At 53.6% G+C, this 16,966-nt stretch carries 10 protein-coding genes; 7 read left to right on the top strand and 3 right to left on the bottom strand.

Annotated elements, in window-relative coordinates:
- The first annotated feature begins 80 nt into the window (after positions 1-80).
- The 5 genes from ACQKEN_RS07275 (at position 81) to ACQKEN_RS07255 (ending at position 8,598) form a co-directional block, all read left to right on the top strand.
- Positions 81-4,040, top strand: a complete 3,960-nt coding sequence (locus tag ACQKEN_RS07275; protein ID WP_427684734.1) for a DUF4365 domain-containing protein — start codon at positions 81-83, stop codon at positions 4,038-4,040.
- Positions 4,041-4,415: 375 nt separating this feature from the next.
- On the top strand, positions 4,416-5,048 hold the full coding sequence (locus tag ACQKEN_RS07270; RefSeq protein ID WP_427684871.1) for a hypothetical protein: 633 nt from the start codon (positions 4,416-4,418) through the stop codon (positions 5,046-5,048).
- Between the two features lie 171 nt (positions 5,049-5,219).
- Positions 5,220-6,938 carry an ATP-dependent nuclease gene (locus tag ACQKEN_RS07265; protein WP_427684733.1) on the top strand — a complete coding sequence of 573 codons (1,719 nt, stop codon included), beginning with the start codon at positions 5,220-5,222 and terminating at the stop codon, positions 6,936-6,938.
- Between the two features lie 154 nt (positions 6,939-7,092).
- Positions 7,093-8,313, top strand: a complete 1,221-nt coding sequence (locus ACQKEN_RS07260; protein WP_346274607.1) for a UvrD-helicase domain-containing protein — start codon at positions 7,093-7,095, stop codon at positions 8,311-8,313.
- A 105-nt stretch (positions 8,314-8,418) separates the two neighbouring features.
- Positions 8,419-8,598 (top strand): 4-fold beta flower protein, encoded by a 180-nt coding sequence (locus ACQKEN_RS07255; RefSeq protein ID WP_427684732.1) that lies wholly within the window; start codon positions 8,419-8,421, stop codon positions 8,596-8,598.
- Between the two features lie 385 nt (positions 8,599-8,983).
- On the opposite strand, the gene ACQKEN_RS07250 is transcribed toward ACQKEN_RS07255, so the two are convergent.
- The gene (locus ACQKEN_RS07250; RefSeq protein ID WP_427684731.1) at positions 8,984-9,901 is read right to left on the bottom strand and encodes an RES family NAD+ phosphorylase; all 918 of its coding nucleotides are present in this window, start codon (positions 9,899-9,901) and stop codon (positions 8,984-8,986) included.
- Positions 9,902-10,987: 1,086 nt separating this feature from the next.
- Here ACQKEN_RS07250 and ACQKEN_RS07245 point away from each other — a divergent pair.
- Complete coding sequence (locus ACQKEN_RS07245; RefSeq protein WP_427684730.1) at positions 10,988-12,052, top strand: toll/interleukin-1 receptor domain-containing protein; 1,065 nt, start codon at positions 10,988-10,990, stop codon at positions 12,050-12,052.
- Positions 12,053-12,632: 580 nt separating this feature from the next.
- On the opposite strand, the gene ACQKEN_RS07240 is transcribed toward ACQKEN_RS07245, so the two are convergent.
- The gene (locus ACQKEN_RS07240; protein ID WP_427684728.1) at positions 12,633-14,117 is read right to left on the bottom strand and encodes an SIR2 family protein; all 1,485 of its coding nucleotides are present in this window, start codon (positions 14,115-14,117) and stop codon (positions 12,633-12,635) included.
- A gap of 673 nt (positions 14,118-14,790) precedes the next feature.
- Here ACQKEN_RS07240 and ACQKEN_RS07235 point away from each other — a divergent pair.
- Positions 14,791-15,600: an EAL domain-containing protein gene (locus ACQKEN_RS07235; RefSeq protein ID WP_427684726.1), complete on the top strand. Its 810-nt coding sequence runs from the start codon at positions 14,791-14,793 to the stop codon at positions 15,598-15,600.
- A gap of 57 nt (positions 15,601-15,657) precedes the next feature.
- Here ACQKEN_RS07235 and ACQKEN_RS07230 read toward each other — a convergent pair whose 3' ends face one another.
- Positions 15,658-16,428, bottom strand: coding sequence for an alpha/beta hydrolase (locus ACQKEN_RS07230; RefSeq protein WP_427684725.1), 771 nt, complete (start codon positions 16,426-16,428; stop codon positions 15,658-15,660).
- Between the last annotated feature and the right edge of the window lie 538 nt (positions 16,429-16,966).

The raw sequence follows: 16,966 nt of genomic DNA, 5'->3' as shown, positions 1-16,966 counted from the left end.
CGGACGGCTGAAGTCGGTCACTGTATGCTCGCATTTCCTTTATCATCAGAGCGTCATTCAGACGTTGCAGAGGAAGCAGTATGCCAGTTGAAGGGCCTTTACCTGGGACGGGAATTCAGCACGATATCAATGCCGATGCAACGCGTTGCCTCATGGCCCGCCATCCGCAGGACTGGCGACTGCAAAGTCTGGAAGGGACTGACGATTATGGCTATGACTTTCAGGTTCAAACAACGCCGAACCAGCAGGCGACAGATATTTTCCGTATCCAGCTGAAAGGTACTCGCTCCCCCATCATTTCGGCGGATGGGGAATACATTTCAGTAGCTCTTAAAGCGACGACTGTTCGGTATTACGCTCGGGGCGTTGAACCCGTATTGTTGGTGATTTGCGACCTTTCGGTCGACGAGGATCCTGTTGATTGCCCACTCTACTATGCGTGGCTCAGCGATGAACTGCGTCGCATCAAAATTGAAGATCTACCGGTCGATCAGAAGTCCGTTACCCTCAGAGCTCCGATAACGAATCGACTAAAGAGAACAACAGACCTCTCAAAAGATATTCGTTACCAAAACGAGCTTTCCCACGCAGGTCATACCCTCGCTCTACGCGCGGAGCATGTGCATCCGGAAATGCAGGCGGACGATCGTCTGCTTTTGGTTCAAGGCGTAATTGAGAATGTTGCAACGAGGCCAGCATTGATGGATGCGCTTGCAGGCCCCACGGTGGAATATTGGGTCAACCCCGCACGCGACACGCTGGCTTGGAATTTAACTCAGGCTAGGGCCGACCTGCGGGTCAATGCGTTGGAACAAGCATTGGCTCAGCTCGACCAAGCAGAGTCCAAACTCGAAAACTCAAAGGCACTTGAGCTCGCGGAATACTGGTGCCTACGCGGAAATTGGCAGGTTGAAACAGGGGGCGATCAGGCGGCGATTTCGGCTTACCAGAAAGCGTATCAGGCAAATCCCCTGCCCAAGTATCTTGCCGCTAGGGTGGAGGCAGAGGTTCGCGTTAGATTCGACCACAATAAAGAATCGCTATCCGAACTGCACGACCTGCTCGAAGGAGATGATCCAGCAATAGTAGCGACTCGATCCCGGCTCTATGCAGTTCAAGGAAATTACGACCTGGCGCTGGAGACTGCCGCCCGCCTGCCAGAGCCTCAAAAATCTTTCACCAGCGCCTTTGCGCATTGGCTGGCTGGGGAACTAGAAGACACATTGACCGATTGCGAAGCTGGCCTAGCGGCTTGCAGCGCATCACATGAAACTCGCCAGTTGCTCCTACTCTTTCGCGCCCGTGCGAAATTCTCACTTGCGGTAGCCACTGCCAGCACTGAATGGCGATATTTCATACCTCCTGCCGGGCTGCCTGGTGTGGAATTACAAAAGCTGGAGGACGCTTGGTCGGCAATAACTGAGGCCGTATTGGCCCTGAAAGCTGTCGGATGGGATTCAAACATTGAGCACTTGGCTGACATATGGGCTGCAACTGCATCGGCCCTCGGCAGAGCAGAGTCAATACTTCCAGATCTTATTGATGCTACGAGGACGCGCCCTCGCTTACCCAATATCCATGAGGCGCTGAGAGCTATCGCAGGCCAGCTGTCTAATTTTGAACTTGCGCTATCGGCGAACGATCGCCTGCCTGACTCACCAGATAAACGTATCTGGAACACCTTGCTGCTCTACGAGACTGGAAAATTCAGGGCTTGCTGGCAAAGCTTTGCCTCGTACATGGAATCCCTGGATCGTAGCCATCCACTATTTGGGCCGGCCACAATTGCTGCATGTCTTTCAGCGCACAAGTCGATTCAGCCTGGCCTGGTAAAACAGTGGATGGACATCCTCGAATCGCACCCTGACCTCAGAGACCAAGCGGCGCTCGCGCAGTTCTACCTGAAGCTGGACATCAGTAGACTGTCAAAAGATGAAGCGCTCAACGCCTTGCTAACAAGGTATGAAGAACTCGAACAGCCTCTGAGCCTCGCACTTACCCTATTTCACGAGCTTGACCCTACCGACCATGGGCACGCATCGATCTGTGTGCGTCTTTCGAAACAGATTACTGAGCACCTGTTGTTGTCGCCGACGATGGCTGCACGTCTGGGACTCGCGTTGGTAACGCTCGACGATTGGCCGGGATTACTGGAGCTGTGTCAGAGCAACAAGGTTCGAGTTGACCCTGGAGATCGGATGGGTGCCTTCGAGGCGTTAGCACTCGACTATATGGGAGAGACTGAACAAGCGCGTGATCGCTTACTCGCTCTCGTTGCCAGTGGATCCAGTGATCAACTGGCTCTGAATACTTACGTGACCATAGCCACCCGATGTGGCTACGTCAGTGATGCGATCGAAGCAGCCGAACGAGTGCTGGAAAGCGCAAAAAACCAAAAGGAGCAATTGGAGTGCATAAAGCTGCTCTTCACGCTCATACAGTTCGCTGAGCCTGCAAGCGATAGGCTCATTCAACTAGCCCTACGGGCGGGTGACCTGGTCGATCAGAGTATCGAAGCACAGGAAGGCACCTATTTGATGATGCACCTGAGCTCCTCGCTGGCAGGAGGATCAGAAATCGATCTTGCCAGCGATCGGGAACAGTTCCGAACTCGCGCCGATGCATTCTTCAAGAGGTTTCCCGATTCTCGAATGCTGAGACGAGGGGAAATTCGAGAAGACTCCTCAGCCACAGAAATGATGGAGAGCCTAAAAGCTCTAGCCGGCATAACCCCAGATCGCGAGGCCTTTCAAAGGCGGCTGGAATATGGCCTGAAACAAGGCTTCAAAGTCGTGCCGTTCACTTGGCGGCCTCGATTGGTGCTGTCCTCGGTCTGCGATGTCTTGCACCTCTGGGAGATCGCAAAGGTATCGAGCCGCGATGATCGACAATACCACCTGGTCATGCAAAGCGATCTTGGCTGGCAGCCGCCAGATGCAGAATCCCTGCGTCAGCGGGTGCCGTTGCTGGATTGGACAGCATTGCTGGTACTTTACGACCTGGGTCTTATTGAGGAAGCGATAGGGTTCTTCGGGAGGATTGGCATCGCCAAGGCCACTATGGAGGAGCTCGCGGAATTCACCAATCCTCTCTTCGGTAGCCCTTATAGGGAAAAATGCCTGGGGCTTCAGAAAGCCCTACAACCCTATCTTGGTTCAGTTTTACAGCCATCTGCGCAAGAAACAATGCGCCATACCTTGCCGTTGGCGACAATTGGCAGGGGCAATGCTCAAATAGTGGAAATATGCGCCACAGAATCCGATCGGTTCAGGCTCTATTCGGACGACCAGGCTTTCCGTGTTTTTTGCGCCGGAGAGTCAGATGTTGATGGGATCTGCACCCTTGATGTCTTGGCCGCATTGGTAGAGGTTGGCCAGCTCACCCCTACTGCGAAAGCCCAAAAAATTGCCCAGTTGTGCGAATGGCGAGTCGGGGTGGTTGTACGCCTCCCGGATATTGTGCTCCTCCTCCCCCCTGCGCTGCTCTCTGCGAGAGGAGTGAGTCAGGGTGTAGAAATACTTGATGCCGCACCTGGGTTTGTATCTGTGATCTCCGCACTTTGGGACTATGCCTCCCCCTATGAACAGGCACTGCAACACGCAGCGGCAGTGCTACGTGCCCTTATAGGTGAGCAGTCACTTTCAGACGTCGCTTTAGCCGCGTTGATGCGACAGTGGTATGTCAAGGCCGCGATGAAGAAGGATGCTCCTGGGCATGGGCTCGAAACGATCACTCTCCTGATTATCACCGCCGCTTTGATGGGAGACTTGACCCAGTCTTCAGCAAATAAAGCTTGGTGTATATACCGGCGACTGGTCGAGGCCCATCACGGCCCAAGGATGGATGAAGCGCTTGAAATACAAGCCATCAGGAGCTTGGGAGTGCAATGTGCAAAGCTGGAGACCATTGAGCCGGGAGAGGGTCTGCGCATCTTCACAGCTTTCAACGAGAGCATGACCAGCGGAACTAGAGACCAGTCCGAGTTTTCATCTGCCTATTCCCATGCTCGCATAGCATTAGCCCGCTCCCAAGACAGGTGATACTCGATAGCGGATCTGTTCGCAGGCGGGAAAGTGGTGATCAAAATTTCCTGATTCGTCGCGTCGAGCAATAGCGGCAACCCGCCGCTCGATCGTTGGCTGAGCTGCAATCGGGCAATGGCGGGCGGCTGCTTGTGACCGTATGAGCTGTGACCGGGGTTTCTGATCGCAAGCAGTTGTCTGCTGCAGGCACAGATCTTCAACAATCCAGAGGCAGTTACCGAATAGAAGCTGGCGCAGAGCATCTACGAAGCCAGCTACGGGATACTTCGACTACAAAGATTTGACTGAAACGACTTCCACATATCGGTATTTCTTCCTCGCCGCCTTGACCGCCTCTTGCTCCGCCAAGAGCTTACTAAGAGTGTCGGCTTCGTGAATGCAGCCGTTGACCAGATGTCTCGCTACTTCCAGACAGTCGATGTTCGCGTGCGCCGGCAAGGCGCTCTGCCGATCCAGCAGTGCTTTAGAGAGATCGCCGGGATTGAGACGCGGATCGATGCAGAGGATGTTCAGCGCATTGCAGTTGTGTGTGATTGCCCAGAGATTTCACTTCTACTCAACCGACGGTATAGCTCGGTTCCAGCAGACACGAGAGTACCCAAAAAGGGGGATCTGATACGACTATCGCCGCGCGGCTTCCGGCGCCAGGATGACGCCCTGATTCGCGTAGTGAGCGTTAAGCCAAGCGAGCTTTTTGTGCTGCAATCACAGATGTATCGGACGATAAAAGCCGACGAGTTTGCGGGGTACTCCTGGGCTGCGGGCTTTGCGTTGAGTCCGAATGAAGCGATTGGGGTCGCGCTGCCTCCGGTGTTGGTGTTTACCGCTGCTCAACGCGGCTCTGATGTCTGCGGCTCTGGTGGGGAAATGAGGGGGATGGCCTTAGTCAGGAATCTGCAGGCGCAAGGGGTTCGCGTGATTGAACATTGCGTGTATGAGATCGAAGGGTATCCGAAGGTTGCGGGCGCTGGGACTTTGCAGCGGATTGTGCCGTTGGTTGAGTGATGATTGTCAGGCAGTCCCCAGTCTGTCTTCCAAGAGCCGACCCAAGCGCGATTAAACTCATTTGCCGTATCCACGGAGCTCCGACCGACTCTGAAAAACAATAAGCCAAATATTGAGTTATGTTTGAGCTCAGCTAACCTTGATCGCATTAGGCCACTTCTCGGGTGATGGATGCGAGTTGAGCAGTTGACTGTAAAAAATTTCAGAGGCATCAAGCATCTCGAATGGAAGCTGATGGGACAGTCCATTTGTTGCCTAATCGGCGTCGGTGACAGCGCGAAAACAACCGTGCTGGACGCTGTGGAGGCAGCCTTATCCCCACGGTGGATGACCTTCAACGAGGCCGACTTCCACCACGCGAACACCGCTGAAGACATCGAAGTGGAAGTCACTATCGGCGAACTGTCCCGCGCCCTGCTCTCTGATGGTCGCTTCGGCCTGTATCTTCGTGGCCTCTCCCCAACGGGCGAGCTCAACGATGAACCCGGGGACGCCGACACCCCAGTCCTGACAGTAAGGCTTTCGGTCGATGCGACCATGGAACCCGTTTGGTCTCTGGTCTGCGATCGCTATCCAGTTCCAAGAATCCTTTCAAACAGGGACAAGGCAATGTTCTGTCTTGTCCGACTGGCCGGTGACGAGGCACGCCATCTGACTTGGGCCCAAGGTTCAGTGCTCTCCAAGATGACTGAGACCAACGATGAGACCGCGCAGATGCTGGCTCATGCCTATCGTTCTGCTCGTCAAAGTGCCAACCTGGGCTCCATCCCGGAGTTAGCTCAGGCTGCAGCCTCTGCCGAAACGGCTGCCCGCTCACTCGGTGCCTACATCAACCAAGCCTACTGCCCCGACCTTGAGCTTGGGCGAGGTGGATTCAACTCTAGTTCGATCGCGTTGCATGACGGTTCCGTACCATTGCGGTTGGCAGGCCTCGGAACCAGGCGTTTGGCGACACTGGCTGTTCAACGTTCAGCTATCAGCGAAGGCGCGATTGTACTCGTTGATGAGCTGGAGCAAGGCCTTGAGCCACACCGCGTCCTTGGCGCAATGGCGCAGCTCAAAAAATGGCAACAGGAGGCAGAGAAGGCGCATCTGGCTAAAGGCCAAATTCTCATGACCACCCACTCCGATGTCGTCCTGGCTGAGCTGCCTCCACCTTCTCTGTTCATTGTCTCCCGCTCGTCCGAAGCGGTTGCAGACATCAAACATGCCCAGGCAAGCGGAGATATTTCCCGAGTTTTGAAGGGGGCTCCACGGGCTCTATTCGCCCGGAAAATTTTGCTCTGTGAAGGTGCAACAGAACTGGGAATGATGCTTGGATTGAGGGAGCGCTACCCCGACAGACACGATGGCGTTCCGATCGAGCAACTCGGCGCGGCCATTGTTGATGGAGGAGGATCAGCAGGCCCACCCTTGGCACTCGCGCTCCGGGCACTCGGATACGAAGTGGGTCTGTTCAGAGATTCAGATCGAAAACTGGACGCTCACTTTGCTACCAAACTACAAGTTCAAGACGTGCGCGTCATCGAGTATGAGGGTGGTCTGAACACGGAGCGGGCGGTGTTCCAATCAGCCACTGATGCCCAAATTGACGGCCTGCTCGATCTGGTGGCTGGCTTCATCAGTGAGCCCACGCTACTGGATCACTTAGAAAAGACCTTCGAAGGCCTTGATGTCGATGCCTGTTTTTGTGATTGGGATCTGGTTGGTTCCAGCCCAGACCTCCGGCTACGCCTAAGCGATCTTGCCGCCGAAAAAAGCTGGTTCAAAAATGCTGAGCGCGGTCGCGCTATATCCGCTCTCGTAATGCAAATAATCGACAACCCACAGGTGTCGTCCATAGGCATATGCCTCCGCACCGTAGAGAGCTGGCTTTATGGTAACGCCTGAGTCCATTCTCACGCTCAGCCGTCGGGCCGTTGTGGCCCCAGCGGGCCATGGGAAAACGGAATTGATCGCCAAGGTGGCCGCCCTAGGACGCCGAACATTGGTACTGACTCACACGCATGCAGGCGTTCATGCAATCCGGGCTCGCCTACAGCGAATGCACGTGCCCAGCGACAAGGTCGTTGTAGACACCATCGCGTCGTGGGCTCGCCAATACGTCCAGGCGTTCCCAGGTCGTTCAGGAAGATCTGAACTGCATCCCAACAAGCCCAATTGGGATGACGTATACCTTGGCGCGGCTTCGATCCTGCAAAGCCCTGTCGTCCAAGAGGTAATCAAGGCCTCCTACGACCGCGTGCTGATAGACGAATATCAAGACTGCGAGCAGTACCAGCATTTGATTGCTGGCTGGCTCTCCTGCATCGTTCCGACCGTTATTTTCGGGGATCCCATGCAGGGCATCTTTGAATTCGTCGAAACCAAAATTGGCTGGAGCGACTCCGTCGCCAGTTACTTCACCCACGCTTATGAACTTCAAATACCCCACCGCTGGGCCACAGCAAATACCGCGCTGGGTAAATGGATTGCGGAAACTCGGCAAAAGTTGATGGCAGGGGAACCAATCGATCTGCGAGAGGGGCCCATTAACTACATACAGAGCAATAACGCATTTGATATGTCGTTGTTCTTTGATGAGTTTAACTCCAGAACCGGTTCGACGGCAGCGATAAACTGCTGGAGAACCACCTGCAATGACTTAGCCAAGAGCACTAGGGGTGCTTTTCAATCGATTGAAGAAATAGCGGCGAAGCGTTTGATGGATTTTGCAGAAATCTGGGATATCGCAGTATCAGCGCCACAAGCACGCGCCGATGGGTTGAGATCACTTATTGATGATGCGATCACTCGTGCTCCGGCTGCGCCAGGGCATCCATCCGATGCCATTCTCGATAGAGAAATATCCGCCGCCTGGGCGCTACTGTCGATTAGTGGTTCAGCTGAAGGTGCTCTGGAGGTATTGAAACTGGAAAGGAGTCATCCCCTGTCGAGGACATTCCGAGGGGAGCTCATCGGTGACACCAGGCGGGCATTAAGTGAAATCATGGATGGCAGGCATCAGAGCCTTGTCGCTGCGTCGGAAGCAGTAAGGCTGCGCCTAAGCAGGACAGGAAGGGCACCGGTCGCCAGGACAATTTCAACGCCCCTGCTTCTCAAAGGGCTGGAGTTCGACCACGTGTTGATTCCCGACGCGAGCCACTACGCAAGGCAAAAATCTGCAGCTGCCAAGTCCTTCTACGTTGCCATTTCCAGAGCAAGGCACTCCCTCACGATCTCTAGTAAAACGCCTATTCTGGAATTCCCTCTACCGAACCTTTAGCGAATACAACCATTAGCGCTACACATGATATGTAGGGAGTGATATGGAAGAAACACTATACGACGGTAAGGGTCGACCAATAGCGTACATCTCCGACGCAATGAGATGTCTATTTATCTTTGGTCGGGCCATGCCGTGGCATACGTTGTTGAAGAAAATTTTTACGGCTGGAACGACCAGCACACCGGTTGGTTTGTTAACGGGGTACTTTACAACCGACGGGGGGCTGCGCGCGGGATCAATCGGTGGCAAATGCCCCTGCGCTCTGCATGCTACGCCAGTTAGCTCCAATCAGAGAGGTCAAACGCAAGGTTTCCGGCGGTACTCGCAAGGCCGACATTACCTCTGACTCTAAAGCAGAACTGACCGTCTTGCAGAAGCTATTGTAAGACAGTTTTAAGACGACAGATCCGCGCCTGACCTCATTCGACAGAACCTTACCGCCATCTGAAAACCATGGGTGCAATGCCGGAGCTAGGATAGCGCGGGCGTCTATCAACAAGGCCTAGGTCGCAGCGACTAAGCAATATCAGTGCCCTATGCAACCACAAGGATTACGGTCATAGCAGAAGCCCCTCCCCAGTACAGTGTTACGAAAACCCTGTACGACGCCGAGGAAGAGCGAGCCTTGTGCTCCTAAGCTAGCACTGTCCAGAGCCGCCAATTTCAATCACTTAAACAGCATCTTGACTGGCGGATGGCCAAAATCTTGGTAAGAGCCTCGATCGAGCAATCGCGAAATTTTGCCAATGTTTAAGTTTTGCCTTCTTTGTTCCTTCGTGACTTCGGCAATAAAGCGCGCCTTGTCATCCCAATAGCTTATATGGGTAATTTTGTTTTTCTTTTTATTACTTAGCGACTTAAACATTGCGTGTTGAAATGGTACAAACCCCTCGCCACAGTCAGAAAGCCATGCGACGTCAAGTTTTGTTTTACGAATAAACTCTCCCGACACGGCTATATTCATCGGCTCGGCAATCGCTCCCCATTTCTCGTCAATATACCCTTTGGGAATTTTCACCGAGTCATAAGCAATCCCGTGAAAACCTTCAAACCTGAGCATGTCGTTGCTGACCCGATTAATAACAGGATAAAACTTCTTATCCTTAGACATCAGAAGCTGATACACCATGTCGGTAAAAGCATCTACACCGGGAACTGCGTAGAAAAAACACATGTCGATGGACAACTCAATGTAGCTTAGAAGGAAATACTCGCCCGTCTGTAACTCACATTCTTTCATAGCAAGCAGAGGGTGCTGCGCTACGTAGAGCACACGACGATTCCCTTCGTTGAATCGCCCTTGCGGAATTGACATCTTATGTGGTTTAGGAGGATAAAAATCATCGAGGGTTATTTGCCCTGCGACAAACTTCTCAGCTTGTTCGACTGAAACACGTCTCACCCTGGAGAAAGAACTTCCCTTTCTGAAAATCTTGCCTTCCAATCGAAAGGCGGCGACATCAATACTGTTAGGCGAAGAATTCGGAAAAAGTTTGGCGCGGAACATTTCATAATATCCGTCAACACCAATTTCATCATCAAAAACGTCAAACATACTCTGCGCGGTCGTCTGGATCATATCCATATTTACCTGTTCGTTTTCTTAACATCCCAAATGGCTTTAGCCCTAAACCACGCGCCATCTCCAAGGAGATCAGCTCTCGCACCATAGTGCCGCGCTACAGTTACACGGCCTGTGGACAGTCAGCCTGCAACGAATGATCCGCCGATCTCCCTCATCCTACTCAACCTTTTCAGATTTTTACAGCCAAGCCCGTTAGAGCCCTCCCCATTGTTCCGAGCTCGGGAGCCACCAGTTGCCCAGGGGCAAGCCCCGCGATAGGTTCACCGCATCGATTTATCTGGATCGAGCGGTCGGCCAGCAAAGCCCTTGCGCACAGATGCTTCCCCCCCTTTTCGCATGCACTTCGACGATAGTCAGCGGGAAGCCGACGCCCTGAGGTATTGGAGAATTGCCATGCGCGTTCCGATCTATCCAAATGATTTGCAGCCCCGTGGATCCTTCAAGAGGCTCGCCGAAGTCCTCAAAAAAAATGGCCAGGCCATCTCCCAATCCAGCAAGCATTGGTCAACGAAATTCTGTCCAAAGGGTTGGGGTATCTCAGTTACTACCAAGTCAGAAGTACATCCCTCACCTGCCATCCTAAAACGCCTCCCCCTGAGGCCAAAGTACGCGCGCGCATAGCAGCTGAAATATCCTCGGTTTTGAACCAAAGCAACGACACCTCCGTACCGTGTACTTCTATGGATCGCTTCGTCGACACCCTCCCCTTGAACGCGCTCTCCGTGTACAAAAAAGCCGGCTCACCAATAAAACACTTCAAACTCGATCTCACGAGCGACCACACCGGCCCTGTGAATGATGAGTGTCCGGCAACCCAAATACCCAATTACACCTGCCCGGCCCCCGTTCAGGTACCAGTGCCAGTGCCAGTGCCGACAATATCGTTCAATAGAACAAGGCTGCTAAGGAAGCCAGCGAAATCGGTACATCAATCCTATATCAACGCGATCAAAAAGGTGGTTGAGAGCTCAGATAGCCGACTTCCTGCGAAGACGGCTACATCGGTAGATTTGATTTTGCTAGATTCGCCATACCGACGCTCATATCGAGCCGAAACCATCACCATGGGTGTTCAAGGAGAAGCAATTGTCGAAGGAAATTTTCATCAGTCACGCCGTAAAGGATAAAGCCCTCGCGGATGCTTTCGTGGATTTGATGGTTACGGCTATGGGCATCAGCGCGGACGATATCTTTTGCTCCTCGCTGGAAGGTATGGGCATCCCCAGTGGTGCCGATTTCGTAGACCACATCAAAGCGGCGATCCAATCCCCAAAAGCTGTTGTGGCCCTTATCACACCCAACTATCTTGCTTCCCAGTTTTGTCTCTGTGAGCTGGGCGCGACTTGGGCGATGTACCACAGCCTATTCCCTTTGCTCGTGAAGCCTCTGACCTTCGAAGATGTCAAAGGTGTGCTCACCGGCGCGCAACTCACTGAGATCAATAGCGCTACACGACTTTCCGAACTTCGAGATCAGCTCAACTCGACGCTTGGGCTCACTGGAAAGAACACTGCCCGCTGGGAGTCCAAACGCGATGTATTCCTCAAAGGCCTCCCGAAAATCCTCAAAAAGCTGCCCAGCCATCAACAGGTGTCCGCCGCCGCTCATGCGAAAGTTGTGAGTGACCTGGATGACGCCAGGCAGTACATAGCCGACCAGGAAGCGGATCTGGAGGAGAAGAAGGATCTGATTACAAAACTTGAGAAAGCCAAAGACAAAAACGAAGTGGCCGCGATCAAGCGTGCGTACGCGGTTGAGGCGGATCAGCTTGATCAACTCGAAACTGACCTTGGCCTCCAACTGGAGAATCTGCCCAAGCACGTGTCTTACGTGGCCTGCAAGGAAATCGGTCTCCAACAGCGCGTGAAAATTGATAACTTCAAAGACGCGGATTTAGCTGAGGGCCTTGAGAGAGCAGCAGGCCAGCAATTAATCGAGATTGATGACAGCGGATTCTGCACGCTGAATTCCTCGCATCCATTAGTCAAAAAGATGTTTAAGCCTCTTCGTGTGCTGAAAAAGTTTATCGACACCGCGTCGAGCGAGACCCATGAGGATTTCGAAACAGAGCACGAGACAACGTTGTCACTGGGCAACAGCGACTACTGGGCAATCCGCCTCGACAACCGACTCCACAGAATGTCTTTCTAAATCATAACGCCAGCGCCGATGATCGTATCGCTACGGCATCGGCGTTACAGCTCGGTTCCAACAGATACGAGAGTGCCAAAAATGGGTGATCCGATCCGGCGCTCACCTTGTGGCGTGCGGCGCCAGGATGACGCCCTGATGCGGGTTGTGAACGTAACGCCAGGTGAGCTTTTTGTGCTGCATTCGCAGATGTATCGGACGATCAAAGCCGACGAGTTCGCGGGTTACTTATGGGCTGCGGGGTTCGCTCTTAGCCCTCATGAGGCATGCGGGTTGGCCATCCCTCCAATGCTAGTGCTCACATCTGATGAAGATGGTTCTGGTGGGGAAATGAACGCGGTGGCTTTAGTCAGGAACCTGCATTCGCATGGGGTTCGCGTGAATTGAACACTGCATGTACGAGATTGAGGGGTTTCCGAGGGTTACGGGCGCTGGGACTTTGCAGCGGATTGCGCCGTTGGTTGAGTGATCCCTCGAATGGTTGTCTCTGGCGGAGGTAAGGACGGTCTGTGCAAGGCCTGCAACTGATCAATCCACCTGCTAGCTTTTGAACGACTCGTCTTAAACAAGCTTGGGCCACTCACCCGGCGTGTATCTTGCTCAAAATTTCCGGGATGTCGCCATACTCCTCGTACCAGATGACGCTCACCCCTAGCTCACGCATAAGCTCTTCGTTGGTGGCATGGTGTCTTTCAAGGAAGCGCTCAACAACAGCATTTGAGATTTTGAGAGGCCTGCCGCTCGCCCCTGCCATGAATTTCTTGGAAGTCAAACGCCGCATGAAAGCGAAGTGTTTGGGCTCCTCGATCGATTTGGACGCGATCTCCAATAGCCGGCGCAGATTCGGATCGGTCAGTGAAAGACCGATCATAAGGCACGAGCTTTCCTTGAAGCTGTTCAACTGAACCAAGTTTGACCAGTGATAGGCGTCACGGTAAATCTGATGATAGCCTTCCTCAGAGAAAACTAAGGTGCATCGATCCAGATTGGAGTAGCGCTGCCTATCCTCCGGTAAAAAACCATGCACATGGTATACAGGCAGTTCTTCAGCGCTTGGTGTCTCAAACTCTTCGAACACGCTTTTATGTACCAACGAGCGCGAGAGCAGCGCCCTCTCAATGAAATCATCAAAGTTATAGGTCAAAATAGATTTTACGTTGGCACCGGTTCGAGTCGGGGTACATAGCTTAGCGATGGAAGAAATCAGCTCTGACTCGACTGCGAATTTTTTGTCACGCAAAGAATAAAGCTGATGGGTGATCGCATCAACAAACCCTTGCTGTTCTACAGGTGATCCCACAGCAAGCCCTTTTCGGATATACCTTGCTAACATCAATGTGGACGGCCCATCTACTTCCATTAGCCTGGCGACGATTTCAGATACCTTAACCGGATCGCCGTGGGGGCCGCCGAAATTTTCCTGCGATAGCATAGAAACTAATAAGGAATTCAGCAGAGTATTCCAATCAGGTAATCCAGCGCTACTGGATACTCCAGCGCCAAGAATTAAAGAAAACCTGCCTGCTCGGTATTTTTCAGCAACTGCTTTTACTAACTGATCACGATCTTCCTTCCACGACCTGACAGTACGCTCCGCAGCCATTTTTAAACGCAGAGAAAACAAATTAGAGGTGAGCGTTTCTACAGCCTCCTTATGCTTCTGCATCAGCTCGTTGACTTCCTTCCCACCCCATAGGTAGACAAGATTGTCCACTTGTGGGTTTTCTTCATTGATATAAATACTTTTCTTCAGATCTGATATTTTTGGAGCAATGATCAGCAAACTGTAACCGCGACTAGAATGCCCTCTAAATTTTTCAACGGTAGCATCGAGCTTTGACCGGGAAACAGAAAATACGATTTCCACAACCAGCGGTGAAGAAATTTCACCGATACCACTTGGAGCAATGGCGTCAAAAGCTGAAACATGGCTGTCTTGACCCTCAACCTTCTGCCCTAACTGCTGTCCTTCGACCTGAAGGAGTTTGATAATGAATGCTTCTAAGAAAAGATATCCGCCCGATCCATAGTCCGCCAGGCGCTCTTCCAGAGTGTTGAAATCCATTGACCCAAATCCTAGTTCATGACATCGATTCGACTACGTTGAAGGCAAGGACACAGACTAGCCGCCATACCAAAGCCGCCGGGAGGGGCTCACGCTACCACAGATTCAGACGCCATTTATAGCCATTAGCCATCTCCTCGTCGCGCTGCTTTTGGTGCCTCTGGCACCTCTGATTGGAAGGACAATCTACGCCGAATTCACAGTTGGAGCCGCCGACCAAAAACGCGACATGAGCTTCGGTTCGGACGACCCTAGGCGAGTGTTGCGTTGCAATCGGCTCCGGGGATACTGTGGTATGACGGTGCACCGTGGTGCACGGTGGAGAAAACGGCTATCCCCCCATGAAGAGGGGGCTTGGGGACGAGAGATCACTACACGGATACACGCTTTAAGCCGGAAATATCCAATAAGGGTTCGATTCCCTCTACCCGCTCCATCTTCTCCAGTGTTTCCGGGCTTTTCAAGCCGCCCTCCGCTGTTCAGATAGCCCCCGCTTCAGCCCCGACCTGTCCAGGGTCAAATTACTTCGAAACCCCTCTCACGCGTCGATTTCGTTACCGCTAATCCCCTGCCCTAAATCCGCAGAACAGATTTTTCGCACGCTGCCGATACAGAGAAACCAGTTGCTCAAAATTCATCCATCGAGCGACGAAATCTCAAGGCAGTGACGATCATGCAACATATCCCCTTGGCAACCTTCGAGTCCATTGGCTGCGCTGAGTGTCGAAATCTGGAAGCGCTGGGATTCGACTTCACCATGGCCTTCCAGCCTATTTTCAACGTCACCACGGGTGCGCCCTTCGCTTATGAGGCGCTAGTGCGTGGCGTCAATGGCGAGTCCGCGGCGTTCATCCTGGGTCAGGTCAACGACGGCAACCGCTACCGTTTCGATCAGGCGTGCCGGGTCAGGGCCATTGAGCTCGCGACGCAGTTGGGTCTTCCCGCGATTCCAGACTGCAAGCTGAGTATCAATTTCCTGCCCAAAGCGGTGTACCGGGCAGAAACCTGCATTCGCGCAACCCTTGAAGCGTCCAGGACGTTCGACTTTCCGGTAGACCGGCTCATGTTCGAGGTCACCGAAGGCGAGCGCGTCGAAGACCCGAACCACCTCAAATCCATTTTTGAAGAGTACGCGCGGCAAGGCTTTACCACCGCCATCGATGATTTCGGATCAGGTTATTCCGGCCTCAACATGCTGGCGATGTTTCAGCCACAGGTCCTGAAAATCGACATGGCGCTCACCCGTGACATCGACCGGGACCCTGTACGTCAGGCGATTGTTGAAGGGATTGTGCTGGTTTCCAAGCGTCTGGGTATTACCGTCGTGGCCGAAGGCATCGAGACCTGTGAAGAGCGCGACGCCCTGCTGAACCTGGGCGTCGAGCTGATGCAGGGCTACCTGTTTGCCAGACCCATGATCGGGCGCCTGCAACCGATGCCGGTGGAACTGATAGGCGGCTCAGACGCTGTCGACGTGGCCTGATTCTCCTGGCGACATTCGACGTTGCATGGGCTGCAGGTCCGTCGCAAAAGCGAGACGTCAATCCGCTGCGTGGGTCGCTGCCTGTTCGATCAACGCGGCCACTTCCTGCGGTCGGGACTGGTACACCGAGTGACTGGCGCCTTTGATCTCGATGGTGTGACTGTTGGCCCGCTTGGCATACATGCGCTCAAGGTCCGGGTTGATGATCCGGTCCGCTCCGGCCACCGCGTACCAGCTAGGTTTGGTTTTCCACGCGGGCACCCCAGCGGGCGTGGTGAATACCGACGCAGCGGTTGGCTCCTGGGAAATGGCTTCGAATTCAGCCTGAGCCTTGGGCAGGTCAGCCGCGAAGTCCGCGGGGTAGAACGCAGGATCAAGGGACAGGAAGCCGTCAGCGGTTTTCTTCACCGCCTTGGTGGCGTTGGGGTACAGCTTGCCGTTCTGCGCTTCGGTTTCACCCTGGTCCAGCGCGTGGGCGGCGATGTACACCAATCCTACGACGTGGGCGTCGTTGCCGACATCCGTGATGATCGCGCCGCCATAGCTGTGACCCACCAGAATCGTCGGGCCGTCCTGCTGGTCAACGATGCGCTTGACCGCCGTCACGTCATCGGCGAACGACGTCAGTGGGTGTTCAGCGATCGAGACGTTGTACCCGTCCTTGCGCAGGATCTCGTAAACCGACTTCCAGCCCGACCCGTTCACAAAGGCGCCGTGGACCAGCACGATGTTCTTCACTGGTGCAGCCTGCGCCGCACTGGCAACGCCCAGCGCCAGGGCGCCCGCCGTAAAAACCTTTAGCAGCAATGACGCGTTGATTTTGTTCATGGGGTGCTTCCTCTGTGTGCATTCATGGTCGGGGGTTTGACCGGGACAGCTAAAGCCTGGCCAGCCCTTGGCTGTGAACCATTGAATGCGCTGCACGTATCTGCGGTGTGTCACCGAGGGGGAGCTTTTCAGTCAGCACGTATCGACAAGAGTGCTGGATACATAGGCTTACAAAGCTCGCGTTTTTAGGGGGGCCGTCTTTAGCCGGGAAGCGGCAAGTGAGTTCACTATCGATTTTGCAGCGTGTCGGCTGACGATTTCCCGGCTAAAGCCGGTCCCACAATGGAGTCCGCCGACAGCCCCACTGAATGCACGCAATTCAAATGTGGGACCGGCTTCAGCCGGGAAGACGCATGTGTGGTCGCTATCAATTTTGCAGTGTGCCGCCTGCCCCCTTCCCGGCTAAAGCCAGTCCTACAATGGGCTCGCCGCCAGTACTGCTGAACGCACGCAATCAAATGTAGGACCGGCTTCAGCCGGGAATAGGTCGGTTGCGCATCCGCCACATTGAAAGTGCTGCAGCAGGCTTGAGCGGAAC

Origin of the sequence: Pseudomonas sp. NPDC078416 (assembly GCF_050268485.1) — a bacterium.
Taxonomy (GTDB): Bacteria; Pseudomonadota; Gammaproteobacteria; order Pseudomonadales; family Pseudomonadaceae; genus Aquipseudomonas.
Note: the sequence above shows the minus strand (reverse complement) of the source record. Positions and strands in the feature narration are given on the sequence as shown.

What these genes read in the sequence shown, in the direction of transcription:
- ACQKEN_RS07275 (WP_427684734.1), top strand. Translation starts at nt 81, where the DNA reads ATGCCAGTTGAAGGGCCTTTACCTGGGACGGGAATTCAGCACGATATC.
- ACQKEN_RS07265 (WP_427684733.1), top strand. Translation starts at nt 5,220, where the DNA reads ATGCGAGTTGAGCAGTTGACTGTAAAAAATTTCAGAGGCATCAAGCAT.
- ACQKEN_RS07260 (WP_346274607.1), top strand. Translation starts at nt 7,093, where the DNA reads ATGCACGTGCCCAGCGACAAGGTCGTTGTAGACACCATCGCGTCGTGG.
- ACQKEN_RS07255 (WP_427684732.1), top strand. Translation starts at nt 8,419, where the DNA reads ATGTCTATTTATCTTTGGTCGGGCCATGCCGTGGCATACGTTGTTGAA.
- ACQKEN_RS07250 (WP_427684731.1), bottom strand. Translation starts at nt 9,901, where the DNA reads ATGGATATGATCCAGACGACCGCGCAGAGTATGTTTGACGTTTTTGAT.
- ACQKEN_RS07240 (WP_427684728.1), bottom strand. Translation starts at nt 14,117, where the DNA reads ATGGATTTCAACACTCTGGAAGAGCGCCTGGCGGACTATGGATCGGGC.
- ACQKEN_RS07235 (WP_427684726.1), top strand. Translation starts at nt 14,791, where the DNA reads ATGCAACATATCCCCTTGGCAACCTTCGAGTCCATTGGCTGCGCTGAG.
- ACQKEN_RS07230 (WP_427684725.1), bottom strand. Translation starts at nt 16,428, where the DNA reads ATGAACAAAATCAACGCGTCATTGCTGCTAAAGGTTTTTACGGCGGGC.